At 47.8% G+C, this 16,645-nt stretch carries 14 protein-coding genes; 4 read left to right on the top strand and 10 right to left on the bottom strand.

Features of this window, described 5'->3' with window-relative positions; genetic code table 11:
- Positions 1–37 precede the first annotated feature (37 nt).
- The 6 genes from cyoD to EZV72_RS03585 all read right to left on the bottom strand — a co-directional run bounded on the left by cyoD (position 38) and on the right by EZV72_RS03585 (position 6,164).
- Entirely contained in the window at positions 38–358 is a 321-nt protein-coding gene (gene cyoD, locus EZV72_RS03560; protein WP_137165942.1) for a cytochrome o ubiquinol oxidase subunit IV, read from the bottom strand.
- Positions 358–972 (bottom strand): cytochrome o ubiquinol oxidase subunit III, encoded by a 615-nt coding sequence (cyoC, locus tag EZV72_RS03565; RefSeq protein WP_137165943.1) that lies wholly within the window; start codon positions 970–972, stop codon positions 358–360. The genes cyoD and cyoC overlap by 1 nt, the downstream gene beginning before the upstream one ends.
- Positions 969–2,954 (bottom strand): cytochrome o ubiquinol oxidase subunit I, encoded by a 1,986-nt coding sequence (gene cyoB, locus EZV72_RS03570; RefSeq protein WP_137165944.1) that lies wholly within the window; start codon positions 2,952–2,954, stop codon positions 969–971. Before cyoB ends, cyoC begins: the two co-directional genes overlap by 4 nt.
- A gap of 2 nt (positions 2,955–2,956) precedes the next feature.
- Complete coding sequence (cyoA, locus tag EZV72_RS03575) at positions 2,957–3,907, bottom strand: ubiquinol oxidase subunit II (protein WP_137165945.1); 951 nt, start codon at positions 3,905–3,907, stop codon at positions 2,957–2,959.
- Between the two features lie 186 nt (positions 3,908–4,093).
- Positions 4,094–4,414, bottom strand: a complete 321-nt coding sequence (locus EZV72_RS03580) for a hypothetical protein (RefSeq protein WP_137165946.1) — start codon at positions 4,412–4,414, stop codon at positions 4,094–4,096.
- A gap of 427 nt (positions 4,415–4,841) precedes the next feature.
- Positions 4,842–6,164 (bottom strand): mechanosensitive ion channel family protein, encoded by a 1,323-nt coding sequence (locus EZV72_RS03585; protein WP_408640835.1) that lies wholly within the window; start codon positions 6,162–6,164, stop codon positions 4,842–4,844.
- A 489-nt stretch (positions 6,165–6,653) separates the two neighbouring features.
- Here EZV72_RS03585 and EZV72_RS03590 point away from each other — a divergent pair, with 489 nt between their 5' ends.
- Together EZV72_RS03590 and EZV72_RS03595 are read left to right on the top strand one after the other, a co-directional pair.
- Complete coding sequence (locus tag EZV72_RS03590; protein ID WP_175405033.1) at positions 6,654–7,775, top strand: TonB-dependent receptor; 1,122 nt, start codon at positions 6,654–6,656, stop codon at positions 7,773–7,775.
- A complete protein-coding gene (locus tag EZV72_RS03595) occupies positions 7,775–8,191 on the top strand; it encodes a hypothetical protein (RefSeq protein WP_137165949.1) in 417 nt (138 codons plus the stop codon). Before EZV72_RS03590 ends, EZV72_RS03595 begins: the two co-directional genes overlap by 1 nt.
- A gap of 108 nt (positions 8,192–8,299) precedes the next feature.
- Here the strand turns inward: EZV72_RS03595 and EZV72_RS03600 are convergent, their stop codons facing one another.
- The gene (locus tag EZV72_RS03600) at positions 8,300–10,372 is read right to left on the bottom strand and encodes an EAL domain-containing protein (protein ID WP_232364493.1); all 2,073 of its coding nucleotides are present in this window, start codon (positions 10,370–10,372) and stop codon (positions 8,300–8,302) included.
- Positions 10,373–10,521: 149 nt separating this feature from the next.
- A complete protein-coding gene (locus EZV72_RS03605; RefSeq protein ID WP_137165950.1) occupies positions 10,522–12,162 on the bottom strand; it encodes a methyl-accepting chemotaxis protein in 1,641 nt (546 codons plus the stop codon).
- Positions 12,163–12,604: 442 nt separating this feature from the next.
- Here EZV72_RS03605 and EZV72_RS03610 point away from each other — a divergent pair, with 442 nt between their 5' ends.
- Positions 12,605–13,924, top strand: a complete 1,320-nt coding sequence (locus EZV72_RS03610) for an alginate export family protein (RefSeq protein WP_137165951.1) — start codon at positions 12,605–12,607, stop codon at positions 13,922–13,924.
- A 92-nt stretch (positions 13,925–14,016) separates the two neighbouring features.
- Complete coding sequence (locus EZV72_RS03615; RefSeq protein WP_137165952.1) at positions 14,017–14,292, top strand: hypothetical protein; 276 nt, start codon at positions 14,017–14,019, stop codon at positions 14,290–14,292.
- A gap of 54 nt (positions 14,293–14,346) precedes the next feature.
- Here the strand turns inward: EZV72_RS03615 and EZV72_RS03620 are convergent, their stop codons facing one another.
- A complete protein-coding gene (locus EZV72_RS03620) occupies positions 14,347–15,423 on the bottom strand; it encodes a transporter substrate-binding domain-containing protein (protein ID WP_137165953.1) in 1,077 nt (358 codons plus the stop codon).
- A gap of 47 nt (positions 15,424–15,470) precedes the next feature.
- Positions 15,471–16,613 (bottom strand): energy transducer TonB, encoded by a 1,143-nt coding sequence (locus EZV72_RS03625; protein WP_137165954.1) that lies wholly within the window; start codon positions 16,611–16,613, stop codon positions 15,471–15,473.
- Between the last annotated feature and the right edge of the window lie 32 nt (positions 16,614–16,645).

A 16,645-nucleotide genomic window follows, 5' to 3' on the forward strand; every position in this document is an offset into this window, starting at 1 on the left:
TTCGCTCTTTCTGCCAGATGAAGTACCAGCCTGACGGCTAGTACATCATCATCGCGTTGGATTCGTAAATAATCCAGATTGACAGGCCTACAATCATAACAATAACCAGCGCACTGAACAGGAATGAGAACGTGTTGGCCCGTCCGTCTTCAGTGGTGAAGTTAAGATGCAGGAAGAACTTCAGGTGTACCCACAGCTGAACAATAGCTGTAACCACCACAGTCCACAGCGTGGTGGTCTTTGACAAGTCACCTTCCATTACTGCCCAAAATGGAATCGCAGTCAGAATTACTGACAGCACGAAGCCAATGATATAAGACTTATAATCACCGTGATCGGCTGTATGACCTTGACTCATTACATCGCTCCCAGTAGATAAACAACGGTGAATACACAGATCCAGACGATGTCCAGGAAGTGCCAGAACAGACTCAGGCAGCTCAGACGAGTGACTGTCTGATTACCCAGGCCTTTACGGCTAACTTCAATGATCATCACTGTCATCCAGATAAGACCAGCTGTTACGTGACAACCGTGCAGTCCGACCAGCGAGAAAAACGCGGTTAAGAAGGCACTTTCGCCAGGGCCGTTGCCGTTAACAATCAGGTGATGGAATTCATAGATTTCCATCCCGATGAACACCGCACCAAAAGCGAATGTCACTGCCAGCCAGGCCAGAGCCTGGCCTTTTTTCTGTGCATGGGCGCCAATCATGGCAAACCCGAAAGTAATACTACTTAGTAGTAGTGCGGCAGTTTCCACTGCCACAAAGTCCAGCTCGAAAATGTCGGCACCGGATACACCACCTGCTGTGTTCATATAAAGTACAGCGTAGGTAGCAAAGAACGATGCGAACAACAAGCAGTCGGTCATCAGGTATAGCCAGAAGCCAAATACCGTATTCCCGCCTGTATCATGATGCTCGTGATCATGATCATGATCATGGCTCATATCTGCTGAAATTGAACTCATGCTGTTACCTCTTTTTGCGCTTTAAGGTGCTCGTCCTCAATACGCTTAACTTCCTCAGGCTGTACGTAGTAATCTACGTCTTTTGCGTAACAACGCTTGATGTAGAAACCGATAGCCGCTACCACACCTACTGCTGCAAGCCACCAAATGTGCCAGATCATAGCAAAACAGAACACTGTCAGGCTGCCTGAAATCTGTACACCGGCAGGTGTATTGCTTGGCATGTGAATTGGCGCATACTTTTCAAAGCTCTGATAGGCTTCGCCTTTTTCCTTCATATCAGTCCATGTATCAATGTCATGTACATGAGGGATCTTGCCGAAGTTATAGAACTGAGGCGGAGATGCAGTTGACCATTCCAGAGTATGACCATTCCACGGATCGCCTGTCGTGTCTTTCAATGCTTCACGGTTCATGTAGCTGACTACCAGCTGAATAACCTGGAACAGAATACCGAAGGCGATAACAATAGCGCCCAGCATGGCGATGTATAGCCAGATATTCCAGTCAGGGTTGTCAGTGTGGTTCAGACGACGGGTCATACCCAGGAAGCCCAGAACGTAAAGCGGCATGAATGCCAGTAAGAAGCCAATCTGCCAGCACCAGAATGAGGCTTTACCCCATCTTTCGTCCAGCTTGTAACCCATTGCTTTCGGGAACCAGAATACAAAACCAGCCAGATAACCAAATACCGCACCACCAATAATTGTGTTATGGAAGTGAGCAATCAGGAACAAGCTGTTATGCAGTACATAGTCAGCGCCCGGGATAGCCAGCAGTACGCCAGTCATACCACCAATGGTGAACGTAACCATGAAGCCGAGCGTCCACAGAACCGGAACGGTAATGCGCAGGCGGCCGCGATACAGCGTGAATATCCAGTTGAACAGTTTCACCCCGGTCGGCACGGCGATGATCATCGTCATGATACCGAAGAAGGCATTCACGTTGGCACTTGAACCCATGGTAAAGAAGTGGTGCAGCCAAACGATGAAACCCAGAATGGCAATCGCGCCACTGGCGTAAACCATTGACTTGTAGCCAAACAGACGCTTACCAGTAAAGGTAGAAATAATTTCTGAGAAGACACCAAATGCTGGCAGAACCAGAATGTATACTTCAGGGTGACCCCACGCCCAGAACAAGTTGATGTACATCATGGAGTTACCACCGGCTTCGTTGGTGAAGAAGTGGAAGTCCAGATAACGATCAAGCGTTAGCATCGCCAGTACTGCAGTCAGAATCGGGAACGACGCAGCAATCAGGATGTTAGCCCAGGTACATGTCCAGGTGAAGATAGGCATTTGCATCAGTTTCATACCCGGTGCACGCATCTTAGCAACAGTAACCAGGAAGTTAACTGCCGTCAGTAGCGTACCGAGTCCGGATATCTGCAAGGCCCATATATAATAATCGACCCCGACGGACGGACTTTGGTCCAGCCCTGACAACGGTGGATATGCAACCCAGCCAGTTTTTGCGAACTCACCCACACCCAGTGACAAGTTAATCAGGATTGCACCACCGGCAGTAAGCCAGAAGCTCAGGTTGTTCAAAAACGGGAACGCAACATCACGAGCACCAATCTGCAGAGGCAGGACAATGTTCATCAGACCAACCATAAATGGCATAGCCATAAAGATGATCATGATAACACCGTGAGCAGTAAAGATTTGGTCGTAGTGATCCGGCGGCAGATAGCCTTCAGAGCCGTTGGTGGCCATGGCTAACTGAGAGCGCATCATGATGGCGTCGGCAAAACCACGCAACAACATAATCAGCGCAAGAATAATATACATAACGCCAAGGCGTTTGTGGTCAATAGAAGTGATCCAGTCGTTCCACAGAACGCCCCACTTCTTATATTTTGTAATCATTGCGGCAATGATGATTCCCACCACCGCAACAACCGATAACGTAACCATGACGATAGGCTCATGGTACGGTACGGCTTCAATGGATAATTTACCTAACAAAGACATGGTTACTCCTTGGCTTCCACGTGATGTGCGCCAGAGTGCTGCGCTTTTTTGTGCGCGCCTTCATGGTGCCCCTCGGCTGCGTGAGCAGGTTTGCTGTAATAGCTCATGTCACCGTGGTCTTTCATGTATTTCATGATCACAGTGTTAAACAAGCCTTTTTCAACATCAGCAAAGTACTCCACCGGATGGTTTTCAGACGGCTTAGCCAGCTCGTCATAGTCAGCTTTATCCAGCTCACCACCTTCCTGCTTAACCTTCTCGACCCAAGCATCAAAATCTTTTTCCGTAGGCGTTGCGACGGTATCGAACTTCATGCCGGTGAAACCTTCACCGCTGTAGTTGGCAGAAAAACCGGCGTAAGTGCCTGGTTCATCAGCAATCAAATGAAGTTGCGTTTCCATGCCGGCCATTGAGTAGATTTGGCTACCCAGTTGCGGAATGAAGAATGAGTTCATCGATGTTTCAGACGTGATTTTGAATGATACTGGCTTGTCCGCTGGGATCACCAGCTCATTCACTGTGGCAATGCCTTGTTCAGGGTAAATGAACAGCCATTTCCAGTTCAGTGAAACCACTTCAACCGTCAGATGCTCACCTTTGTTTTCTAAAGGCTTGTAAGGATCTAACGCGTGTGTTGACTTCCATGTAAGCACACCTAACACGATGATGATTAAAATTGGGATCGACCAGACCGCAGCTTCAATCTTGGTAGAGTGCGCCCATTTAGGCGTATAGACTTCAAAATCCCGACTCGCGCGATATTTCCAGGCGAAGTAAAGAGTTAACACGATGACCGGAATAACAACAATAAGCATCAAAAGTGTACAGACAATAATCAGCCACTTAATTTCAACGCCTACCTGTCCTTTCGGATCGAGAACCCCACCACTACAACCTGCAAGTGTCATCACAACGGCGGTAAGAACAATTGTACAAAGGTTACGAATAAGCAAAGGAATTTTCCTACAACCCAGAGGTTTATAATCCTGCCGCCCCAAACAAACATCGGGGACGACGCTCAGATTCGGGAACTACAACGTAGAACCCTGTTTCTTTTAAGTTCGCTGATAGCTCAGTTTCACCGACTCCACGAGACTACCGGCAAAGACAGTGACGATAAAACCGGCGGGACTAAACTATCAGGCGTGACTTAAAGGAGGTGCACGCGAGCCATGTGAAAGTTGAACACGTGGACTTGCGGCGAAAAGATTGAGCGTAAGTTTTGACTTACTAAGGATAACACCCGCACGGCGTGCCGGTGTGCTCGTAAACAGGGCAGTGAGGAGCGCATTTTTGAATGTTTCGTAGAGCAGGGTACTGGTGACCAGTATGCCTAGAAACGCGACTGTTACCGGGCCAATGAATGGGTTTTCAACAACTGCCGATACCACATCGGTAGAATCAGCGATTGAGCCGCACAGGATGAGCGCAACATTCAAAATGGTGATAAACAGCGCCATGCCGAACCCTTTGCATAAGACATGCGCACACGAGCCCGCTTTCTGCTTAAGCAGAGCGCTCGCCTTAGCGGATGTGATTGCAGGGTAAAGTGACATTAACACTCTCTCATATAGATTACGGTGATGAAATATTCACCACACAAGAAATTTGCCGCGAAAGGATACCAAAATCCGAGAGTAAGGGAAATCAGATTTAAGTGAGGGAAAGTTAATAAACAGGCTGTAAAAGTTAAATAAATGTAAATTCGCCTTTTGTCGACTGATTTGTAACGAGTTTTTCAATATTAAGAATTGATCATTATTCACTGACCTGTATGAAATAAGACCGGTTTAAGCAATGTTTACTCATATTAAACCGGCCTGTTATATAGATTTTTTATAAAGCACGTATTTACATAAACTAATCAGAATCGCCAGGATCTACGACTTAATTGGCAGTTGAACTGACTGCACTTTCCTGGTTTAAAATTCTGACTTCGCGTTGCGGGAACGGGATTTCGATATTGTGTTCACGCAGGGTTTCAAAAATAGTTAATAACAAGTCACCGCCTACCCGATTTTTGCCATCATCAACGCCTTCCATCCAGAATTCGACAAACATATTAACGCCAGAGTCGCCAAAGCTGTCGATTTCACAATCCGGTAATTCTTCAACCGGCACATCGTCACCACTGATAACCTGTGGATGCTGGCTGACCACGTCTTTAATAATTTCTACCATAGACCGGATATCGGTGGCATAAGCTACCGAAAAGTCGACCCGATAGCGCTGTTTAGGATCTTTGTGCGTCCAGTTGGTCAGCAGTGAATTGATAAACTTTTCATTGGGCACCAGAATATCTTTACCGTCATACGTTTCGAGCACGGCATAGCGCATTTTAAATTCCCGCACAAACCCTTTACTGCCATCTTCAAGCTCAACATAGTCACCTACAGTAAGAGAGCGGTCGATAAGAATAATAATGCCAGATATAAAATTTGAGGCGATGGACTGTAAGCCCAGGCCCAGACCAACGCCCACCGCACCACCAAATACTGCCAGCGCGGTGAGATTGATACCCATGATGTTGAGCAGCAACAGGAAAATAACGCAGAACAGGGCAACTTCGAATAATTTAGCAAAGACTTCCTTGGTAGTGATATCCAGCTTTTTATGATTGCGGATAATGTCTTTGCCCATGGTATTAGAAGCGCGTCCCAGCCAGAATAACAGCGCGCCGAATATTAGTACGCGAGCCACCCCGTAGGCTGAGAACTGCACATTACCCAGTGAAATAGAGATCTCAGAGAGGGTTTTCACTACTGCAGGCAGTACCCCAACAAAATGCAGTAACACGATTGGCAGCCCGATGTAGCGCAGAAACATCCGGACTGATGGGCTGCTGACAAAACCGGAAATACAGGAATTCAGAAAAAGCATTGCTGCAATGACAAACGCAATATTCAGTAACCAGGGTTCAAGTTCCAGCTGTGAGCCCAACAGAAAAGAGGTTTTCAGTAAAATCAGAGTAAACAGGGGAAACAGTGTGCCTCCCACCCGATACATAAATAACTGAAATGTATGAGCTCCAGTTGGCGGAAGTTCACGCATAAAAGAAAATTGCTTGCGTACTTGTTGGGCGAGCACCCAGGCAACCGAATAGATAATACCAATTAACACAAGCTGATAGGCAAAATCAGGGCTGGACACAGCATTCTGGGCATTACCCAGATAATGATGAAATGCCTCCAGCAAATGGTCACTGTTAATCATGTTCGACTTCTCTTTTTATAAGTTGGTTGCCTTGTACGCGGATTGACACTCAGGGTACAGCAATAAATTTTTGCCGTCAGACGAATATTTATGAATATACTCAGGATGTTGACTGTTTTTCAGATATAAACATAGCTTTTCTTTTGGTTGAGAAACAGCGATATCAATTTACCGGTGGTGAGTGCTCACTTTTTTTTAGGCCTACCAATTAAAGTTAGTTGCAGAGAAAGTGGTAGATGTAATTAAGTGTTTTCGCGGGCACAATGATAGAGTGTTGCTACTTTTTGGGAAAATTCGTGTTATCCCACTAGCGAAATTCGCATAACTGGCTAATACTTTTTGCATGGTGAATCTGTATCTTTACGTTGTGCCCCCCGACACCGTAAAAACGAATAACGAGTTTAGCCTGTGGCAGTATCCTTATGGCATTTATTAGCTGTGCATTCTCTGGTGTCCTTACCTGCGCTGGTTAGTGCCCAGGATAATTTGCGTATTTCTGGTTTCACCCGAGTAGTCGGCGGTGTGCTGGGAACGGATGAAGCACAATATCAGGGCTATGATAATAATTTTAGTCTATCTTCCTTTTCCTTGGCCGCGGTGCAGGCTGATTACGCGTTTACTGATAATCTCAAAGGATCGGCACAAGTCCTCTATCACTCATCCGAAATTCGACAATCGGGTGTTGAATGGCTTTATTTGAGTTATGAGCCTGTTGATGCAATACAGATAAAAGCCGGTCGCTTGCGTACCCCTGTTTTACTTTATTCTGATGTTCAGGATGTGGGTTATGCCTATCCCTGGGCTATTGCCCCTCAGCAGCTATACAGTGCTTATTTGTTCTCAAGATACGAGGGAGCTAATCTTCGCTATCGCTTTGCCTGGGATAGTATTCAGTTCGAGCTGGAAGGTTATTGGGGGCATTTCGACGATGACATTAAAGCGGCAGACTTGATGCTCAATGTTCATGTTGAAAATCTGAATGGTTTTATTGCCAGCGCTGATTTTGGAAATGGTGTGTCTTTACGCCTCGCCACCATGGATGCGCCTGAGATTGAAGTTGAAACGGCCCAGCTCGAGTTACTTCGAAGCGGCTTGTTACAGGCAGGGTTTACTGATCTTGCAGAGCAACTTTCACTAGGTGGGGGAGCAACCGCACTCATCAGTGGAGCAAGCTACCAAGGGCTGGAGTGGTTTGCTGCAGCCGAATGGATGTACCTGAATTCGGATATCGAAGTATTAGCTGAGTTACAGGCCTATTACTTCACGCTGGGTCGCTACCTGGGCGAATTTCAAATATTTGCGACAGTGGCAGATTCTTCTTATCAGCTCAATACTATCGAAAATTCGATACCATTGGGTGTCGCGCCTGGTCTTGACCAGCTGTATTTTGGAGTTGAACAGTTAAAGCAGTCGCTTCCGACCGATGAGCTGTTCACCCTGTCATTAGGCGCCCGTTGGGATTTTCGCCCGAGCATGGCATTAAAGGCGGAGATTACCTGGCTGGATGGTGAGCCGGGTCAGTCATCTTTTTATGATGTTACCAGTATTCAGGATGGATTTGACAGAGATACGACGCTGTATCAGGTGGCCTGGGAGTGGGTGTTCTGATGAAAAGATCATGGTTATATCCAGCCATTTTAACTGGCATATTGCTTTACTCCGCCAACGTCAGTGCGCAGGTGGTGGTGGTGGCGAATCTGGGTGAGAAAAATACCTCGATGGAAAAAACGGAGATTCGTAATCTGTTTATGGGGGGGATCGGTGGACGACTTGATCCGGTTACCCTGTCGCCGGGGGTTCGGGAACGGCACATGTTCAACACACTGATTGTTGGCCTGACAGAATCCCGTATTCAGTCATACTGGGCACAGATGCGTTTCAGTGGACGCAATCAGGAGCCGGTTGAGGTGGAATCGGTAGAAGCCATGTTGCGATATCTGCTGGAAAATGAAGGCAGTGTAGGGTATCTGCCTGCAGACTTCCCGGTACCACGCAGTCTTACCGTGTTGTATAGCACAGGCTAGTAACATACTAGATTACTGAGCGTTTATGGGTAATAAATAACAGCAAAAAGCCTGCTTTAGTGCAGGCTTTTTGCTATGAGTTTGTGCAGCTATTCAACCGCTTCAGAATTAACTGGCAATCGTTGAGTGTGTTAAATGATTGGTCAACAGTGTCCGTAAAGGTTCGGGCCGTCCGTAAAGAAAACCCTGCTGCAGATCGCAGCCCTGGAGCGTCAGAAAATCAGATTGAGCAGACGTTTCTACGCCTTCTGCACACACTGTCAGGTTTAGTTGCCGCGCCATTTCGATGATGGTGATGGTAATGAGTTCTGAGCGCCGTGAGCTGCCAATCTGCGATACAAACTGTTTATCAATCTTCAGTGTATCGATATAAAATTCAGTCAGATAACTCAGTGAGGAGTAGCCTGTACCAAAGTCATCCAGAGCGATTTTACAGCCTAGATTACGTACTTGTTCAAAAAACACATTACCGGCCTGAAAGCTCTCCAGATAGGCTGATTCGGTAATCTCAAACTCCAGTGCGGTGGTCGGCATGCCCAGGTTCTGAATCCGGTTTATAATAAATTCGGTTACTCTGGAGTTAGCCAGATCACAGGCGGATAAGTTCAGTGATACATGCACATCCTGACCAAACGTAGCCAGAATTTCCGGCAAGTCACGACAAACCCGGGAAGCCACCCACTCGGTGATGGCTGATACCTTGTCGGATTGCTCGGCAATCGGGATAAATTCGCCCGGGGATACAAATCCTAATTCCTTGTTATACCAGCGCAACAGTGCCTCAAACCCCTTTATTTGTCCGTCTAAACCAACTTTGGGTTGGTAAAAAAGGGTAAATTCGTCATTGTCTATTGCCTGCATAATGCTGGTTGCAATGAACATCATGCGCCGGTTGTCATCCTGCATAGCCTGGGTAAATAAGGTGTACTGGCCCCGACCAGCCTGCTTTGACCGGTACATGGCAATATCAGCGTTGGCAACCAGTTTGGTCAGGTCATAACGACAGTCGGTTGCCAGGGCAATACCAATGCTCACACCGGTGTCCAGTTTCCATTGTTCAATATGATGGGGCTGTGCCAGCTTATCGACCAGACGCTGGGCAACTTCTTTAATATGCACTATCAGGGGGTTGGCGCTAAGCATAATAATAAACTCATCGCCCCCCAAACGGCCGAGCACATCGCCCTTTCGTAAGCAGTCACTGGCCTGGTCAGCCACATGGCAGAGTAATTTGTCGCCCACATCATGACCGAATGAATCGTTCACGAGTTTAAAACCGTCCAGGTCGAGGAACATCAGCGCCAGTTCCCGGTTTTCCCGCTTAGCTCGGGCCATTTCTATCGACAGGCATTTCATCAGAAACTGCCGGTTCGGCAGACCAGTCAAAGAATCAAAATTGGCCAGCTCTTCCATTTGCTCTTGCTGGCGAATCAGCAGAGCATTTTTCTGCTTGTTCATTTCAACCTGGCGGGCAATATCTGACATCATACTGTTGAAGCCCTGGGTTAAATCGACAATCTCTTTTTTCCCTCGTACCTCCACAGCGATATCGTAATCCTTACTAACTTCAATACCGCGCATTTTGTTGATCAATACATACAGCGGGCGTAAAGAGCGGCGTTGAAGCTCTAATACAAAAATAACCGTTACCAGTAACAAAACGGCGGTAAATGGTACCACCGAGGCCAGCAATTTACTCTGACTGCCAGCCAGCGCCTGAGCAACCATGTAAGACACGATCAGCTTTCCCTGAGGGTAGTCGGGATCGCCAATACGTTTAACGAAATAAATAAATCCATCTTGCATATGCCGGCCGAAGTCCATATCCAGTAATGCTTCATCAGCCAAAGAGATATCGCTCGGATCAGAAGCGTCCAGTACGGCCTTGCCCATATAGGCATTAACCAGCTTATCATTGGCATCAAAGACTTTGGCAAATTCCACATTTTCATACTGATCAAAGCGCAGCAAAATGCGGGTGACAGAAAACGCCCCGGGCGACTCATTAATCACAGGAAGCAAATCATCGGCCAGATTCTGAGACAAAGAGCTGAGCTCATCAGATACAAGCTCATGGTACAGCTCTTCATAAACATTAATGGAAAACCACATAATCAGCGAACTGACCATGGTGATTGACAATAAGGTGATGGCTGCAATTTCAGAACGTAAGCTTTTCAAGTAATAGCCTGACAACAAATACACACAGTTATTAAAATTATAGACGCTGCATGGTGTTATGCCGGTAAAATGGGAAATTAAATATCCTGTAATATCTGGCAGAAGACAGACCTGACACCGACACAGTTAAGTACCGGTGCCATCGATTGTCATACTTTAAAACGGCCCACATTCTGGTCAATGCTGTGAAAGACCTGTTGGATGCTCTGACTGGCCTCGCGGGCTGCTTTAACTGTCGTTAACGCCTGATGACTCAAGGTGTTCAGGTGGGTCACATTCTGATTGATGTCTCCGGCTACCTGGCTTTGTTCCTCTGTGGCTGCGGCAATCTGATAAATGCGGTTATTAGCGCTATCCACAGAACTGCCAACCTGCTTCAGTGTGTGCATCAACTCCTGCGATAAGGTCGTGACGACCGCCATCTGCCGGGCACCACCATCAATTGCGCTGACCGCTTCAGCTACACCGGCTTCAAGATTTCCAACCATTTGATTAATATCGGCGGTGGCCTGCTGCGTACGACTGGCCAGGGTTCTGACTTCATCAGCAACCACCGCAAAGCCGCGACCCTGTTCTCCGGCCCGGGCGGCCTCAATGGCCGCGTTCAGCGCCAGCAGATTGGTTTGTTCGGCAATATCCTGAATAACATTAAGCAAAGTGGTAATGCTTTTGGATTCTGCAGCCAGCTTCTGAATAACCGCACTGGCATGACCAATGGTTTGCTCCATATCCTGAATACTGGATACCGACCGCTGAATGGCAGATTTGGATGTGTTGGACTCTTTATCTGCTGACTGTGTGTCCAGCAGAGCAGCCTGAGAGTTTTCGGCTACTTCCCGAAACGCCTGACTCAGCTGACTGACAGCAGTGGCAATTTGCTCCAAATTACTGTTTTGCGTTTCACTGTTGTTTTGCGCCTGGCCGGATGATTCTGTCAGGGTGTTAACCGACCTGGCCAATGCACCGGCATCACTTTTAACTTCTGCAATCAGCGCCTGCAGTTTTTCCATTAGTTGGTTAAAGGCCCCGGCGAGCAGTGTAATTTCATCATTTCCGGTTATTCTCAGACGCTGGGTTAAATCACCTTCTCCCTGACTAATGGAGTTCAGCATATCGGTAAGCCGGCCAAGCCGGCGAGTCAGCATTCTGGGCACACAGATAATGCTCACCACGCAGGCTCCCAGAGCCAGCCCCACCACCGTCATCAAGAGGCTAATTTGCCGGGTTCCGGTGTCAATACTTTGCGTTGTGGTGCGATCTGACAACGTTTTGATAGCTTCTCCTACATTGTCATAATTTTCCCGCAGGGCTTCAAATAAGGTCACTGCCTGGGTGTTGAACAGATTGGCAGCCTGACGCGCCTTACCGGCATCAAGCAAGGTAAACAGCGCACGATTAGCATCTTGCCAGGCACTAAAATCACGCTCAAAGCGAGGCGCCATCGCACTTATTGTCTGATTTTCCGGAACCAGCAAAAATACCTGCTCTAAACGGGCCTTGGCCTGCTGGGCATTTTCTGCATGGGTGTCCAGGTATTGTTGGGTATCACCGCCGCCCAGTTCAGTGGCCAGAATTAAATCCAGCATGGCAGTGTGCGCCTGATAAAGATCGCGATCTGCATTGAGCGCAAGATTCATCGCCTCGGTATAGGTTTGGGATAACGAACGGGTGTTATCAATCAGCACCCGGCTGTTTGAAATACTGATAACACTGACAAGAATGACCAGCAGGGCAATAAATCCAAGGGGAACAGACAGCTTTTTACGTATGGAATAATTATCCATATTCATAGACAGAGCCTCAGGGAATAAATAAGAAAATCAGAGCGATTGCCGCTGACTGTAGATGATTCCGGGATAAGACACGATTAGACTTTATAATAAATAAAGCCCTATCTGTCGTAATTGTCGCGCTGTATTTTACCCGTCAGTCTGGTGTGATGAAGGTGGATAAGCGATGGGCACGGGGCACAGAAAAAAGTTATAAATTAGTTGTTTATAGTATTCGCCGACTCACATCGGGCGAGCTTATGATAGCGCCACTGTAGCGGTGTACTATTCGAAATGAATATTCAGCCCATTGTTATGCCAGTGATCACCTGCGTATAAACAGGTATTCGCAAAAAATTCCATATTAAACAAAAGGATAACTGCATCAATGCCCGGCTTCTTTATACTTGCCTCACTACAGGTTTTGTTCACAACCATGTGATTCATTTTTCGAGGTAATAGTATGGCAGTATATCAGGCTGCTTCGGCGCTACGCCGATATGGTTTTACATTAGGGGTCATTTCATCGCTGGTTACCGGTGTGCTGGGCTGTGGTGCAGCACAGGCGGCTGATCCTGAGTTTGATGTCGGTGGTTACTGGCGGTTGCGTTACGAAACACTGAATAACCCGATTTTTCCGGCCACCGAGCAGGAGCGTACGCAACACAATCAACGCTTGTCTTCTAAACTGCTGGTGAAAGGGCAGGTTAACTGGGATGACTTTAACGTTACGGTAGAAATGCAGGACGCTCGGGTCTGGCTGGACAACAACGATCCAACCTTAAAATCCTCGCAGGTCAATACCCTGGAGCCGCTGCAATATTTTGTGCGTTACGCGCCGCAGCATGAAAACGGCCTTAATGCTGTTACAGTCGGGCGGGTAGCCATCGATCATGGCAGCCGGCGCCTACTGGCAAAAGGCGTGTTTCGTAACGCCATAAATGCTTTTGACGGTGTCTTGGTTGACTGGGATATTGCTGACTGGGACGTTCGTACTTTTTATCTGTTACCGGTGTCCAGGTTACCCTCTGATCCCGCATCGGTAGACGCCAATGAACGTGCATTTGATAAAAGCTACAGTGAACGGGCATTGTACGGCGTATATGCTAATAGTCAGAACAATACCTGGTTTGTACAAAGTTACTGGCTTGATGAAGATGACAGCGAAACCCTGGCGACGACCAACCGGCAGCTTTATACCCTGAGTGTGCAGTATAAAGATACGCTGTGGAATGACTGGAAAGGGGATATTGAGCTGATTGGGCAAACGGGTACCCAGCATCGCACCAAAGCTGCTGACGATGTCACGCAGATAGACCACCGGGCCTGGTTACTGCACGCCAGCCTGGGACACGATATTGTATACAATACGTTTTTAAGTGCTGAAATAGATATTGCCAGTGGCGATAACAACGCCGGAGATGATGTAGAGCATAGCTTTGATGGCCTATATGGTGTGCGTCGGTTTGATTTTGGTCCGACCGATGTTTATGGGGCCATGCCCCGGGAAAATATTATCGCTCCGGGATTACGCAGTGTGACTAAGTTTGCTGGCAAAGGCAATCTGATGCTGGGTTACAAATCGTTGTGGTATCACCAGGCTCAGCAGGATGTTGACAGCTTTATCGGCCATCAGGTGGAGGCGCGGTTGCGCTGGCAGTATCTGGATAATTTACGGCTGGAGTTTGGCGGTGCGTATCTGAATAAAGGTGAAGGTCTGGAATACGGCGATTATCAAAATGACACGGTATATGCCTATTCGGGTTTTCTGCTTAAATTCTGATAGTAACTTGCGCTACCCTCACTAAAGTTGAGTAGCGCAAGTTGGAAAACCAGATTAATGTAAACGTATACCTTGTAGTTTAGAGATGCGTTATGAATTTCAATCTCGATCAGGGCGAGACAAACAGCAATGACTCGGTATTCGATGCCATCTCGGCATTTTGTCTGTTGAAGAGGCTGGAGGTGAAAGAGTTACAAAGCGGTGAGACTACCGTACCGGTTAGCGCTGTTTTATCAAATGGAGCACGGTTGCAGTGTTATTTATTAAGATCCGGCGCAATGTTGCTAACACTGCGACAACACAATCAGCGGAGTAGATTTACGCTGGTTTATCGTCAACAGCAGTGGCAAATTCTGGCCGCAGCGTAAGCTCCTTAAATCGCTCTATGATAATAAGACAGAGCGCGAAACCGCGCTCTGTTCCTATCGACTATCTCCCAGCAAATTATCCAGTTCGTCCTGCCATGCCTGGCGGTCAATAATGGTTAACAAGCGCGTGTTCACTGACTCTCTTAACGGACTATTGTCTGGTAATGCAATCGCATAGTCCTGCCGATCAATAACATCCGGTAAAATCTGAACCGTTGAGAAGTCACTTAACCTTAACTGATAGGCAAGAATAGGTTTGTCATACACCATGGCATCAGCATTGCCCTCATTGATCCGTTGTAATCCCTGCCTCACTGTTGCCACGGTGGTAAATGCAATATTCTGATCACGCAAAAACTGAGAGGCGGCTGAGTTGGCCAGGGTAATGACCTTCACTTGAGGTAAATCTTGCATACCCTGAACCCGTGTTTCCAGCTGACTCACTGTCAGGCTGGTGGCGATTGCAGCGGTGAAGCTGCTGATCAGGATAATGGCGGCAAACATCCAGATAAATCCAATCGCTCTGCCCGCTTTTGTGATGGGCGCTTTGTCACCGTATCCCACGGTGGTCATGGTAACCGCAGCCCACCAGAATCCCGCGCCAATTCCCTGAGCGCGGCTGCCACCAAACTGCTCCGGGTTGCCCCTGCGCTCCGCGAGCCAGATCACCAGCCCGACGCCCAGCAACAACATACATAGCCCACCCAGCGCAGCTGCAAAGCCCCAGGAGAAAAAACCGGAAATAGCACGCATCAGCCGGCTTTCCTCTTTTGACGTAGCAATCGCCAAACCCGTGGTATAAAAAGGATGCGAGAAGTCGACCCGCTGTTCCCGGGCAGCGTTGACTGTCAGCGCTGCAACAGACGCATCAAAGCGACCGCTTTCCAGCCCTTGCAATAACCCCGGCAGATCGGTTTCCTGATAGCGATAGTTCAGATTAAGTTCGGCAGCGATCTGTTCAAACAGATGAATGCTGATACCGCTGTATTCCCCCTGATCTGATTTGATCACGAAGGGCGGCGCTTCTTTTATGCCGACAACCAGTGTTTTTTCATGATCAATCTGCGCCAGGGCAAACGCAGAAAACAAAGCACCAGCCAGGGCCAGTATAAAAGTGAGCATTCGATTCATAATATTTCTCTTCTAACGAGCTGTCTGACACTCAGCGCAAAGTGCTGTTAACTGCCCAGCAAAAAGTCCAGCTGTACGGTCTGACGTGGCGAGTCCACCGCTTTACCCTGAACAAACCTGGGCGCAAAGCGCCATTGCTTCAGCGCTTTTACCGACTCATCGGCAAAGGCTTTTCCGTGACTGTCATCTTCAACCTGAATATCTGTCACGACGCCATTTTTATTGATCACATACGATAAGGTCGCTGATCCCTCACGGCCGCGTTTGGCCAGAGAGACCGGATATTTTGGATCAAGGCGGTATAACGGCGTGGGGTCTTGGGTATCATCCCAGGGCGTCATGTTGCCGATGGCACGGCAGTGTTTGGTGGCGGCGTCCGACAGACCTTCATTTTCGTAAATATTAACCAGCCGGGCATGCGCCTGTAATTCCATAGGGTGGGTAAAGTCGGTCAGCGCGTCAAAAGTAAGCAGAACCCGCTGATAACGCTCAATGGCTTGTTCATCGTGATGGCGCATTTCAGCGATCATAGCACTGTAGAAAAGTGCTTGAGCGGTATTCAGATCTGCCTCTCCCCACACTGCAAGCGCATACCTGTGCGCGTCAGTAAAAAAAGTGTCCAGCGTAGCGGAAGACAAGTTGAACGGGGCGGCCTGAATGATTGTTTTTGCGGCTATCAGATAGACGATGGCGCGAGCGTTATCTGAAGCAAACGACACCTCATCAATACCTGTAACAATCTGCCGGGTAACGTTTTGATTATATTTAACGATTGTCGATGCAGGCAGCTCTGTCTGCATCGAAATGGTTGCTGTTTTATCCAGAATACTGGACAGGGCATTAATATACTGAGCTGACTTGCTGCCCCACTTTTTCTCGTAGGCAACAGCCACGGTGTGGTACTCATCTAAACCGTCGGCATGCTGTCCTGCTTCAAATAACATATTGGCGTAGCTGTGATGCAGGCTGATGGCCTGTTCGCTGTTATTGCCAAATTTTGCTTTACCCAGTTGCCATGCCTGTTTAGCCAGTGCCGTGCTGCGCTCAAGATCATGCTCAGCATAGGCGTTCTGAAAATTCTGATAGACCGTTGAAAAGTCATCGGCGCTGACATAACCGGGGTAAGCCAGGCTGAGCGTTAATGCGGCCACGACAGAGTTTGCCATTGAAGTCCAACGCCACCTTTTCATGCTGCAAGTTCCTTTTGCTATCTGTTTGAGTC

Source organism: Salinimonas lutimaris, from assembly GCF_005222225.1.
Classification (GTDB): Bacteria; Pseudomonadota; Gammaproteobacteria; order Enterobacterales; family Alteromonadaceae; genus Alteromonas; species Alteromonas lutimaris.